General features: G+C 35.4%; 12 protein-coding genes and 1 tRNA gene. 10 read left to right on the top strand and 3 right to left on the bottom strand.

Translation table 11 applies throughout. The features are described 5' to 3' along the window. Positions 1-10 precede the first annotated feature (10 nt). Genes EVJ47_01745 through EVJ47_01730 form a run of 4 tightly spaced genes read left to right on the top strand, consistent with a single transcriptional unit; the run spans position 11 to position 3769 of the window. The gene (locus EVJ47_01745) at positions 11-1162 is read left to right on the top strand and encodes a glycosyltransferase family 1 protein (GenBank protein RZD15024.1); all 1152 of its coding nucleotides are present in this window, start codon (positions 11-13) and stop codon (positions 1160-1162) included. Positions 1163-1209: 47 nt separating this feature from the next. Continuing rightward, positions 1210-1965, top strand: a complete 756-nt coding sequence (locus EVJ47_01740; protein ID RZD15023.1) for a hypothetical protein — start codon at positions 1210-1212, stop codon at positions 1963-1965. Continuing rightward, positions 1962-2798 carry an ABC transporter ATP-binding protein gene (locus tag EVJ47_01735; protein RZD15022.1) on the top strand — a complete coding sequence of 279 codons (837 nt, stop codon included), beginning with the start codon at positions 1962-1964 and terminating at the stop codon, positions 2796-2798. The genes EVJ47_01740 and EVJ47_01735 overlap by 4 nt, the downstream gene beginning before the upstream one ends. A gap of 14 nt (positions 2799-2812) precedes the next feature. Continuing rightward, complete coding sequence (locus EVJ47_01730; GenBank protein ID RZD15021.1) at positions 2813-3769, top strand: hypothetical protein; 957 nt, start codon at positions 2813-2815, stop codon at positions 3767-3769. Between the two features lie 58 nt (positions 3770-3827). Here the strand turns inward: EVJ47_01730 and EVJ47_01725 are convergent, their stop codons facing one another. From EVJ47_01725 to hemW, 3 genes are all read right to left on the bottom strand, one after another. Then, a complete protein-coding gene (locus EVJ47_01725; GenBank protein RZD15020.1) occupies positions 3828-4448 on the bottom strand; it encodes a hypothetical protein in 621 nt (206 codons plus the stop codon). A 490-nt stretch (positions 4449-4938) separates the two neighbouring features. Then, positions 4939-5026, bottom strand: a tRNA-Ser gene (locus EVJ47_01720). A gap of 64 nt (positions 5027-5090) precedes the next feature. After that, positions 5091-6368: a radical SAM family heme chaperone HemW gene (hemW, locus tag EVJ47_01715; protein ID RZD15019.1), complete on the bottom strand. Its 1278-nt coding sequence runs from the start codon at positions 6366-6368 to the stop codon at positions 5091-5093. Positions 6369-6491: 123 nt separating this feature from the next. On the opposite strand from hemW, the gene EVJ47_01710 reads away from it, so the two are divergent. The 6 genes from EVJ47_01710 to panB all read left to right on the top strand — a co-directional run bounded on the left by EVJ47_01710 (position 6492) and on the right by panB (position 12900). After that, on the top strand, positions 6492-7724 hold the full coding sequence (locus EVJ47_01710) for an FprA family A-type flavoprotein (protein RZD15018.1): 1233 nt from the start codon (positions 6492-6494) through the stop codon (positions 7722-7724). Positions 7725-7766: 42 nt separating this feature from the next. Next, positions 7767-8891: a TIGR02757 family protein gene (locus tag EVJ47_01705; protein ID RZD15017.1), complete on the top strand. Its 1125-nt coding sequence runs from the start codon at positions 7767-7769 to the stop codon at positions 8889-8891. Between the two features lie 110 nt (positions 8892-9001). Continuing rightward, positions 9002-10990, top strand: coding sequence for a DUF3857 domain-containing protein (locus EVJ47_01700; protein ID RZD15016.1), 1989 nt, complete (start codon positions 9002-9004; stop codon positions 10988-10990). A 104-nt stretch (positions 10991-11094) separates the two neighbouring features. After that, positions 11095-11607, top strand: coding sequence for a rubrerythrin family protein (locus EVJ47_01695; GenBank protein ID RZD15015.1), 513 nt, complete (start codon positions 11095-11097; stop codon positions 11605-11607). Positions 11608-11751: 144 nt separating this feature from the next. Continuing rightward, positions 11752-12081, top strand: a complete 330-nt coding sequence (locus EVJ47_01690) for a hypothetical protein (GenBank protein RZD15014.1) — start codon at positions 11752-11754, stop codon at positions 12079-12081. 24 nt (positions 12082-12105) lie between these two features. After that, positions 12106-12900, top strand: a complete 795-nt coding sequence (panB, locus tag EVJ47_01685; GenBank protein ID RZD15013.1) for a 3-methyl-2-oxobutanoate hydroxymethyltransferase — start codon at positions 12106-12108, stop codon at positions 12898-12900. Positions 12901-12909: the final 9 nt, after the last annotated feature.

Below are 12909 nucleotides of genomic sequence, written 5' to 3'. Positions count from 1 at the left end.
ATTTTTTATAATGGATAAAAAGGCCAAATTTAATATACTTCATATAGACAGCTTTCAAAATTACGGCGGAGCGCAAAACGATATTGTAATCCTCCTCGAATTTCTAAAACTTTACTATGATAAAAGTTTTAATATTTATGTTATACATAATAATAATAAACGATTAAAAGGAGAATTAGATAAAATAGGCATTAATAATTTATCTATTGAAATGAAGAATTTTCTCGATATTTATGCCGTATTTAAAATAAGGAATTTTTTAACAAAGCATGATATAGATTTGATAAATTTTCACTCCTCAAGGGACCATTTTTTAGGCGGAATTGCCTCGCTTTTAATTTTCAAAAAAAGGATTATTAAGGTTTTAACAAGGCATGTTGCTTATAGGATAAGCTTTTTAAAGGGATTTTTAATCTACAGGTTTTTAACGGACGGGTTTATCGCTATATCGGATTACATTAAAAACATTTTAATTAAAGATGTTAAGATTGATCCAAAAAAGATTGAAACGATTTATAGTCCAAGGATTTATGATGAAGACGGATTGCAGAAGGAAATGTTTGTTTATGAGCTTGAAAGGCAAAATGTTAGAAGCGAACTCGGGATTAAGCCGGACGAAAAAATGATTTCTCTTATCGGAAGACTCTCTAAAGAAAAGGGGCATGAGGTATTAATAAAAGCGGCAGAATTAATAATAAAGACGCGAAACGATATAAAATTTGTTATCATCGGGGAGGGTGTATTATATAAGCATATAACGGATTTTATTAACAAAAAGGGGCTTAAAGAATATTTTATTATAAGCGGCTTTAAAAAAGATATAAAAAAATTTATCGTCGCGAGCGATTTAATAATCGTTCCGTCGGGTCTCGAAGGAATGGGAAGCATTATCATAGAATCATGCGCGTTTAAAAAGGCGGTTATTGCTTCCGACGCGGGAGGGATACCCGAGATAATAAGAAACAACGAAACGGGGCTTTTATTTGGGGCAGGGGATTACGCCCGGCTTTCGGATAAGATTATTTCATTAATCGACAATCGTGAGTTAATTGAAAAATTGGGATTAAATTGCTATAATGAAGTCGTTAAAAAGTTCGACGCTAAAGAAATCGCATCAAAAACGGTTCTATTTTATTTAAAATTATTGGCAGATTTGTCTTAAACCTAAAATATAAATTATTAGAATAATAGCTGGAGCCTGTGGAGCCTGTGGAAATTTTTATTCGCAAGTTTACGAAAGTCTTTGTTGTGTTTATATTTATAATATTTTTGGCTTATTTTATATTTTTTTCTTTTAGCCGTGTAGCTTTATCGAAACATAGCCTAAAATTAAAACTTGCGTCTTTTTTAAGATATTCTTCCGTAAAACCGGAATTTATAAAATTTATCGATTTAAACTTTAATACGCTTTTTTCGGATTACTTTTGGGTGCTTTTTGTTCAGGAGGCTTCATCGTTCAGGCTCGCAAAAATGCATTATCCCTACATGTATAAAATATCGGCTATTACCGTTAGCCTTAATCCACGGTTTAATTATGCTTATCAGGCTGGAGGGACTCTTCTTGGACTGGCGGGCAAGCCGAAAAGGGCTATAAAATTATTAAAAATAGGAATGAAACATCTTAAAGGCAACTGGAATATACCGTTTTTGATAGCATTTAACTATTTTTATAGTCTTAATAACTTCAAAAAAGCCGCCTATTATCTTAAATATGCAATCGGCATGAAAAACAGCCCGAAATATTTGGAGTTTTTATATATGAAACTTCTTAATAAGTCGGGAAATTTTAAAGGAGCTTTGAGTTTTCTTGAAGAGATGTATAAAAACAACAAAAATCCTTATATAAAGCAAATAATCAAATACAGGATAAACGCAGTTAAAAATGAGATGGAGCTTAAAAAAGAACATAAAAAATATAAAGTACCATATTCATTAAAACTATTTTTACCGCAAAAAAGTTTATGATTAAATTAAAAAATACAACAAAATATTTTCGAGTCGGGTTTTTCGGAATTAAAAAAAATGCCATAGAAGATCTTTCTTTAACTATCGAGGATGGCAAGGTTACGGGGTTTTTCGGTCCAAACGGCGCAGGAAAATCTACAACGATTAAGATGATAGTAGGGCTGATTCATCCATCAAACGGAATTATTAAGATAAACGATTACGATTCAACGGATTATAGGGCGCGGCTTAATTTGGGTTATTTGCCTGAAAACCCAAGTTTTCCCCGGGGACTTAAGGGGATTGAGATTATTAATTATTATTCTAAGTTATTGAATAAAAAAATAGATAAAAGCGAAATTTATGATGCGCTAAAATTAGCAGGTATTTTTTACGCAAAAGACATTCATGTCCACAAATATTCAAAGGGGATGACCCAGAGGTTAGCTCTGGCTATTTCTATTTTGGGGGATCCGGAGATTTTAATTTTTGACGAACCGTTATCGGGACTTGATCCTATCGGGAGAAAAGAATTTAAGGATATAATATTTAAATTAAAAGAAAGAAAAAAAACCATATTTTTTTCATCGCATGTGCTTGCGGATAGCAAGGAACTGTGCGATAAAATTGCGGTTCTGGTGGGCGGCAGGCTAATTAAAGATGAAGGCATTGCCGCAATTGAAAAAGAGGCGGAAGGTTATATGGAAGCAAAATTAAATCCTTCCAAGAATCACGAGCGTACGCAAGGTACGGCTAAACCTGAACAAGATAAAGATTACCTTTTAATAGCGGAATACAGTACGCCGTTAGAGGTATATCTTTACGATTTAATGCGTAAAAACAAGAAAAATTAGCAGGTGGTATTCCAATGAAAAAAATTTTATACTCAACGATGTATTCTTTTAAAGAGATAAAAAATTCCAAAATTTTTTATTCGTTTTTAATATTTGCCTTAATTCTTATTTCGGGAAGCTACTTTGTCTCTCAAACAAGTTTTATAAGCCAGGGTAGGATTATGGTAGATTTTTCCATTTTTGCCATAACGATTTTTAATATTTTTATCGGTATTTTTATCGGTTCATCTATAATATATGACGATATAGAGAAAAAAAGCATATTTTTAAGCATTACAAGGCCTGTTAAAAGAGCGGAATACTTAATAGGCAGGTTTTTGGGGTTAACGGTCGCCATAATATTTTCGACAATTATAATGATGCTTATTTTTTACTTTGTTCTTTTGATTATGCACAAATATGTCATACCTTTTAAACCGTTTGCGGGGCAATCTAAGCCGGCCGTCTCTCATTTAAAAAGCATTCATGGCAATTCCGTTAAAGAAAGCAAAAATGCGCCAAATAAACCCATAATCCAAAAGACTAAGGCAAAGCCTTTTACCGTTTATTCTTTGCCTCAGCCTTTGATAATTCAAGCGCTTTTTATTATAATAGAATCGGTATTTATTGCGGCTGTGGCATTACTTTTTTCTTTAATAACATCAAAGGCGTTAGCCTCTATATTTACCGTACTTGTTTTTTTCATAGGCAATGTCTCAAGTAAAATGAACGACCTTGTAAGACCCGTTAAAAAAATTATAGGCGGAAAGACAGTAATTGTTCATCAGGCAAACCATCTGCTTACTAATATTGTCCATATCATTTATACCGTTTTGCCGAATTTTTCCATATTTAATATAAGCTCGGAGGCGGCATATAAAATATTTATTTCGGCAGGCCCAGTCTTTTACAGAATTGTTTATGGTCTGAGCTATATGGTTTTATTAGTTATTATATCGTCTTTAATATTTGCAAGGAAGGATATAAGCTAAGTATTGAAAAAGAAGAGAGCTATTAATTAATCTAATAGCTCTCTTTTGGTAGTAAGGGTTACGCAGGAAGAACGGTTTTTTCCGCCGCCCCGTTAATTAATACGGCTATAGCGGTATAAACCGCGCATAAACCTGAAACTATGCCGACTATTCCTACCACAGGCAGAAGACCCGCTAACGACCCCGTAAAGAGTCCTATAGCCTGTATTAAAAGAAAAGCACCTGTTGTAAAAAGGGCAATTTGCAGCATTACCCATTTTTTTAATACATTAGCTCCGAAAAAAGTTGCAAATGCGAAGATAGCCCACAACAAGTGAAACCAGCCGCCGAACATTGGCGCGGGGCCGGCTGCGGATTTTGTAACGACTGTCGCAATAAAAAAAGTTGAAACAGTCAAAAATAACAAGCCATATCCGGTAAATGCAGCTCCTCCGAAAGCGCTGCCGCGCATAAAATCGTAAATGCCTGCTAAAACTAACCCGACTCCTCCGGTAAAGATAATCGTGCCTAAAATCAGCCCGTTAAACGGACCTGCGAATCCGCCGATTACTGTAGCCAAAAGCGTAAGAGCTATGCCATAAGCAAATAAACCCAACGCCGTTGGGTCGCCAACTTTTTTTTCATCTGACATAAAGATTTCCTCCTTAGTTAAATGTTTTAGTTTTAGTTGCGAGAACATACTCCTCTTTTTTTGTGCCCCATATTTATGGGTACAGCTATCTGTCCTCCTAGTTAAATGTTTTTGATGTTAAAATGTTGTCTTAGGCACAATATTATCATAAAAATAAAGTTTGTCAATTATTTTATTTAATAATAATTATAAATAATAAGTTAATTTAATTATAAATGTTTCATTATATATAAATAATTAATTATAAAAAAAATAAAAAAAAATAAAGGGGTCTGATTTATTTGGAAAAAATAAAGGGGTCTGATTTATTTAATTATTTATTTAATTAGAAAAAATAAAGGAATAAAATAAAAAAGAGGGTGGAGAGAGAGGGATGACACTCCAGCAGGCACAAAAGCCTTGCTTTTGTAAACGCCTGCTTACGTATCTACGGACGCTAAAAGCGACGAACCCCCTTGCGCCCTTCGGGCTTGCCGGGGGTTCGAATCCAACTACCCTTTGCTTTATATTCCCGCTATTCGTTAGTATTTGTTTTAACTGGCGGAGAGAGAGGGATTCGAACCCCCGGATGTTTTGCCATCAACGGTTTTCAAGACCGCCGCCTTAAACCGCTCGGCCATCTCTCCGTAAAATATGTTGCAACTTTATCTTATTATAGATATTGGCGGGTTATATTTCAATATAAAAGTGCTAAACCATAATACGCGCAAATATTTCCGATGATAAAAGCATACCTTTTAAAGTCAGCACGATATTTTCGTTCCTTTTAATTTGCATAAGTCCTTCCTCGATAAAACTGTTTATAATGCCTGAGTTAACCCATTCCGTCAGCCTTTTTGCATTAATTCCCGAATTTGTTCTTAAAGATAGAAATATTTCTTCATTGATTTTGTCTTTTTCGGTCAGAATTTCGAGCAAATCGGCTTCATGTCTATTATCGGTTTTTTGTAAAATATTACCTGCGTATTTATCTAAATCCGCTATATTGGTTTTTCTGATTTCTTTTCCGCCTTCCATTTTCAAAAAAGATGAAGCCGAAGGTCCTATTCCTAAATATTCGCCTCTTTTCCAGTAATTTAAATTATGCCTGCTTTCATATCCTTTTTTTGCAAAATTTGATATTTCATAATGAACATAGCCCTCTTCATCCAATAGTTTACATAATATTTCGTAATATTTCGCCGCGGTTTCTTCAGGTATAAATGTCAGCCTGTTTTTTGCATTATTTTCATTACAGGTTTTATAAAATTTTGTATTCTTTTCGATGCTTAACATATAAGCCGAAATATGCTCCGGTTCCATATTTAATGTTTGTCTTATGTCATTATAAAAAATGGTTTCCGTCTGTCCCGGAAGCCCGATTATTAAATCAAGGGATATGTTTTTAAAGCCCAATTTTTTTGCATTATTAACGGTGCCGTAAATATCTTTTTTATTATGGATTCTACCCGCAGTTTTCAGTACATCGCCGTTAAAGCTTTGCGCTCCTATGGATAGGCGATTTACCCCAAGCGATTTCAATGCCGAGAGCTTTTCAAAATTTCCGCTTTCGGGGTTGACTTCTACGGTTATTTCGGTATTGGCGGCAATTCGAAAGCTGTCATTTATAAATCCCGATACATTTTTAAAAAAACCGGCAGGCATAATAGACGGCGTGCCGCCCCCAAAATATATACTGTTTATAAAAGAGTTCCTAAGATTGAATTTCTCGGACATGATTTCGAGTTCCGATTTAAGCATCCCCGAATAATTACGCGGATTGTCGCTGTTCAGGTTACATTCCCGCCCTTTATTACTCCCGCATGCCTTGTCGTTACACTCTAAATCGTTAAAAATATTATCAACTTTCGACAAAGATAAAGATATAGAATAGAAACTGCAATAATTACATTTGCTTTTGCAAAAGGGGATATGTATGTAAATGCTTAACTGCCTTATTTTCTTACTGTTTATTTCGTTTTTGCTCATATTAGCTTATATTTCATTATATTATATGATATAATATTTTAAAACATCGATAAACGATATATATAAAAAATTTGTTGTTTAATTTACAGCAAATCCTTAAACTTAAATAGGAGGTTTAAGCCAATGGATAATAATAGCGGTCTTTCTCAAAAAGCCTTACCTATAAAGGACGGCGTGTTTTATACCGGCGCATTTGACCCAGATTTAAGAATATTCGACATAGTAATTCCTACTGAAAACGGAACCACATACAATTCTTATTTTATTCAAGGCACTCAGAAATCGGCTTTGATAGATACGGTAAAACTCAATACAAAGGATCAGTTAATAAATAAATTAAGCGGATTAACCGACATATCAAAAATAGATTACATAATTATAAACCATACTGAACCCGACCATTCAGGAGCGCTTCATTTAATAAAAGACATAGCAAAAGACGCGACATTGGTTTATTCGAAAAATGCGCATCACTTTGTTAAACATATTATCAAAAAGGATTATAATAATATTACCGTCGGCGATGGGGATTCGATTGATTTGGGCGGCAAAACATTACAGTTTATTAGCGCTCCGTTTTTACACTGGCCGGATACTATGTTTACATATCTAAAAGAAGATAAAATCCTCTTTCCCTGCGATTTTTTTGGAGCGCATTATTGCGATACGAATGTTTTTAACGACTTATTAGCCGATAAAGATGCCGCATTCGAGGCATTCAAATACTATTTTACCCACATAATGAGGCCGTTTAAAAATTATGCCTTAAACGCTTTAGAAAAACTTAAAAATTATGAAATCGACATAATTGCGCCGTCGCACGGCCCGATTTTAAGAAAAGATTTAAAAAAATATACCGATTGGTATATCGGCGCAAGTAAAACGTCCGACGCAAACGAGACTGTAAAGAAAATAGCGGTTGTTTATGCATCGGCTTACGGCAATACCGAAGAAATGGCGAAACATATCGCGAAGGGCGCTAATGTCGAAGGTTTAACGGATGTAACTTTGGTAAATTTGGTAAATACCGACATTAAAAATGTTGTGGATACAATCGAAGATTCCGATGCCGTTATCGTAGGTTCCCCCACCCTTAACGCAAAGCCGCCCAAGCCGATATTCGATATGATATCGTCTTTAGTCATGCTGAATGTTAAAAATAAAAAGGCGGCTGTTTTCGGTTGCTACGGCTGGAGCGGCGAGGCCGTTCAAATGGTGCAGGACATTCTTAAAAGCCTGAGGTTTGTTATCGTGCAGGACGGCTTAAAGATTCAAATGACGCCGTTTGAAGAGGATTTGCTAAACTGCGAAAAATTCGGAATGGATTTTGCTTATAAGATAACCCAGAGTTCATAAATTTCTTATCCTTATATTTTAACGGCGGGGCATAGCTATATAATGAGTTCTAACGGCAAAAGAGGCGGCAAACTAAACTTGGGAGATGCGGGAGGCGGCTTAAGCAACGAATCCCCCGGCAAATCTTTGATTTGGGAGGATAACGATTTTAACTTTTTTACCTTGATTGACGGAAAAGAGGTTTTTATCGGAAGGGGCAAGGATGTGCCGTATCCGCTCGAAGAGGGAGACTGCTGGTCTTTGCCGAACGGTAAAACATTTGTTTACAGAAACGGCGCCGTCAAATATATAACTCCGCAAAGTCGGGAAAAAAAATTAAAAGAGTGCCTTGAGGATTTATATGAAAAATTTGAGGAATCTTATTTATATTCCGACCCGTTAGGGTTTGTGCACAAGTTTGAAGACATTAAAGATATAGAAGTTGCCGGATTTATAGCTGCGGGGTTTGCGTTCGGCAATGTCAGCCAAATTATTAAAATTTTAGATAAAATAGACAGGATAGTAAATCATAAATTTTATGAATTTACGGTTAATTTTAATGCGGCAGACGGCTTCAAATTGTTTAACGGCTTATATTACAGATTTATTAAGGAAAGGGATATCGTCGCCCTTTTTTTAATTTTAAGCGAAATGCTTAAAAAAAACGGTTCAATCGAAAATTTTTTCCTTAAAGACTATAACCCCTCGGATTTAAATTTAAAAAACGCCGTAATCGGTTTTTCAAAAAGGGCGCTTGAACTTATAGATTTTTCGTCTGTTTATAACTCGGCTGTTCCGCCCGAAGATTCGATGGTGCATTTCTTTTTCACATCGCCGGTTGACAATAGTCCGTGCAAAAGAATAAATTTATTCTTGAGATGGATGGTAAGAAATTCCGATAATCTTGACTTTGGAATTTGGCAGGATATAAATCCGTCCCAGTTAATAATGCCGGTAGATACCCATATAGGTAGAATCAGTCAATATATCGGCTTAACGACTTATAAAAATCCTTCCTTTAAAATGGCGGAAGAGATAACCGAGAACCTTAAAAAACTTGACTGTTTCGATCCGGTAAAGTATGATTTTGCCATTACAAGGCTGGGAATACTGGATCTTTGCCCTAAAAACAAGAATGAAGAGAATTGCGGGAAATGTTCCATTTTTAACATATGCAAATTAAATTAAGAATATTAAGGCCGTTCGGGTTATGAATTTTAAAAATTAAGTTCATTTTATATTAATTATAAGTATCATTAATTTATTATAAGTTTAAATTTTAGTAAGGGGCTAAAGTAATGAGGACATTAAAATTATCACTGTTTTTGGTTCTTTTTTCAATTATTATTAGCAGTTTGAATCTTATAAATCCTGTAAATTCTTTTGCTCTTGGTATTATCCGCCAAAATAAAACGAATAAGCCCAATGAGGAATTTAAATATAAAAAATTTGGGGCTGAATTGCTTAAAAAAAATGTCATTCTTAAACTAAATAAAAATTATCAAGCCAAAATTTATGTCAGCGAATCCATAAAAATATTGTCGCAAAGGGGGATAAACAGATTTTCGGAAGTCATTATTCCGTTTTCTACTAAATATCAGAAGGTTAAGCTGTTATATGCCTATACGCTTCTTAAGGGAATGTTCAAGATTCCGGTAGGAAAGCATGCCGTTAATGTCGTTTCGCCAGGCATTGCCATAAAATATCCGATATATTCAAATATAAAATACTTAACATTATCGATGCCTGCCGCCTCCGACGGTTCGATAATAAACTTTTCTTACGAACTTTATAATTTTAAGCCGCTTATTAAAAACGGAGCATTTTATTCGGACTATTTTACCCGCACCATTCCCGTTAAAGATACGGGCTTTACTTTAATTTATCCTGCCGGCTTAAATATTAATTTATATCTGCATAATATAGTTAATAAATCTTCGGTCGTAAAACAAGCCATAAATATAAAAAACAAAAAATATATAAAACTTTATTTGCGTATTAAGAATATTCCGGCTATAAAAAAAGAATCCTATATGCCCCCTTTAAAAAATTATAGAAAGTATATTTCTGTTTCCACTTATACCTCGTGGAGCAGATTGCTGAATCATATAAATAAGCTGTTCATAAAGTCCGAAAAAGCCGATAAAAAAATTAAAAGATTTGTCAAAAAAAGTATAGGCGGCATTAAGAATAAAAATAATGCGCAAAAAGAAAAAATAATTTCAATTTATAACGATTTCGTTAAATCTTTCAGATATGTCGGGATAGGCTACGGCATAAACGGCTATAATCCTGAGCCCGCATCCTTCACTCTTTCCAACGGATACGGCGATTCAAAGTCTTTAGCCTCGCTTTTAATAACAATGTTGAATATTGAGGGTGTCCGCGCATTTCCCGTTCTCGTAACATCGTTAAATACATCAAATTTAAATATCAAATCCGTTTCCCCAAAACAGTTTGATTCCGTAATTGTCGGGACAAAAATTAACGGCAAGCGGTTTTATTTATATCCGGATTCATCTTCATATAAGGCTTTTAGCCTTCCGTTTAGCATATCAGGCAGAAAAGGAGTTGAGCTGTTATCCGGCCGCCGGTACAAATTTATAACCCTTCCCGCTCAAAAAGCGGGTATGAATGAAAAAGTGTTTAAATTCAGAGGAAAAATAGACAAAAACGGACGGCTGAACGGGAGAATTATAGTTATTTATAAAGGGGTTTATTCAAATTTTAAAAGATCGTCTTTGAAAGATGCAAGCGGGTACCAAAAAAAGATTCAAGCGGCGGGTTTCTTATATAATTTTGCTCCGGGAGCCAATATCGAGCATTTAAGATATAAAAATATTAATAATATTAATAAAAATATTATGTTAAAAATGAAATTTTCAGATAAGCGCTATGGGCAGGCAAGAGGCGATAAGGTAATATTTCATCAGATAATACCCGAAGACACAGGGCTTCTTCATACCGTCTTAAAGTCCCGCAGGATTTACCCGATGGTAATGGGCTACCCATTTAAACATATCGCAAAAATAACTATTAAACTTCCCAAAAAATCTAATATTTATTATTTGCCGGCGGTTTTAAAATTAAGCAATAATGCAGGAACGGCTTCCGGCGAATGTTCTTACTCAAAAAATAAAAATACGTTAAATTGCCTTTATGCGTTTGAATCCAAAGCTCCCCTAATTTCGGTAAAGAACTATGAAAAATATAGGCAGCTTATAAGAACATATCTTGGATATTTAAAAAATTATTATATAGCCCTATCCAGCATATACTTTTATTAATTTATTCATATTTGAGGCATTTTTATGATATAATGCCTATAAACAATAATAATTATTGTTTACTATTGAATAATAATAAATAACCGTTTATGGAGGAATTAAAAATGAGAAAGATGACGGAAGACGATTTAAAAGCTGCTTTTGCAGGTGAAAGCCAGGCACATGTCAAATATATGATATTTTCGGAAGAGGCTAAAAATGAAGGCAAGCCTAAACTGGCAAATGTTTTTAAGGCTATTGCCCGCGCCGAGCTTGTCCACGCCAAAAATCATTTAAAGGCTTTGGGCGGCATTAAGAAATCGAGCGAAAATATAAGCGCCGCATTCAACGGGGAGGATTACGAGATAGAGGAGATGTATCCCGTTTTTTACGAGGTCGCAAAATTTCAAAATGAAAAAGAAGCCGTGCGCTCCACTCATTATGCATTAGAGGCTGAAAAAATACACAGGGATATTTATAAAAAGGCAAAAGAACTGATAGATTCGGGAAAGGATTTTGACGGGGGAACCGTCTATATTTGCCCTGTTTGCGGCCATACCCATGTCGGGGCCGAAGCACCGGAAAAATGCCCTGTCTGTGGCTGTCCAAAAGATAAGTATGTCAAGTTTAGCGCTTAGCGGCACCGGCGTTAAGCGCCTTAAGAGCGTAAACTCGTTTGACAATCCGTCTTTTTGTGGTAATATATAAATTAGAATATTAATTAATAAACAATAATACGGCAATTTAAATTTTAAAATTTTTTAAAGGGGGCGTTAGCTATAATGATTCAGGGTTTAAATAACAATCCGACCGCCTTGCAGCTTTTTAATAACAATCAATCGTATGCCCAGAACGGGCAGTATCAAAATATTGCCGGTCCTAACGATGTTGCCGACAAAACTGCCGCTTTGGCATTAAACACCGTAAAAACGATAAATCAGGGTTTGGTTAACGCCTTAAACGAGTCCATTGCTAACCTTAATCAAAATGCAACATCCAATATTAATGCAGGCAATAACGGCAACGGCAATGCGAATACCCAATATAACGGCAATGGCCGGATTACTGCCGGAGTCAATCAGACAGGCAATATTTTAAACAAAATCGTATAAACCGCAAGCCATATTTTTTGTACAGTGAAAGGAATAGCAGACTTCATTAAAATGAAGTTAGATAAAGAAAAAATCGTGATGGTTACCGCCTACGATTATATATCGGCGGGCATTGCGAAAGAAGCGGGCGTCGATATAGTGTTGGTGGGAGATTCTCTTGCAACCACCGTTCAGGGAAAGGATAATACTATTGGCGTTACTTTGGAAGAAATGATTTACCACGCTAAAATCGTTAAGGGTGCCTTAACGGATGTTTTTGTCGCTTGCGATATGCCGTTTATGTCGTATCAGGTTAGTCCAGAGCAGGCTTTGATTAATGCGGGCAGGATTTTAAAAGAAAGCGGCGCAAACGGAGTTAAGATAGAAGGCGGAGAGACGGCAGGCATGACCATAAAAAAATTAGCCGAAAATGGCATTCCCGTTATGGCGCATATAGGATTAATGCCGCAATTCATAAATGTTTTAGGCGGCTATAAGGTTCAGGGAAGAATCGAATCCCAGATAGAAAGGCTTGTCAATGATGCCGTGGCGCTTGAAAAGGCAGGCGCATTTATGATAGTTCTGGAAGCTATGCCCGAAGAGGCTGCGTTAAGCGTCCAGAATAATGTTTCCATACCGACAATAGGAATAGGAGCAGGCAGATATACGGACGGACAGGTTCTTGTTTTTTATGATGCGGTCGGAATGCTGGATAAAAAACCTCCAAAATTTGTTAAGAAATTTGCCGATTCAAGAACATTAATCGTTAATGCGCTAAAAAGCTATAAAGAAGAGGTAAAAAACGGCTCGTTCCCCGCGGAAGAAAATATTTATAAATAAAATAAATAA

The sequence above is a fragment of the Candidatus Acidulodesulfobacterium ferriphilum genome (assembly GCA_004195035.1).
In the GTDB taxonomy this organism is placed as follows: domain Bacteria; phylum SZUA-79; class SZUA-79; order Acidulodesulfobacterales; family Acidulodesulfobacteraceae; genus Acidulodesulfobacterium; species Acidulodesulfobacterium ferriphilum.
This window is presented reverse-complemented; position numbering and strand designations above follow the sequence as displayed.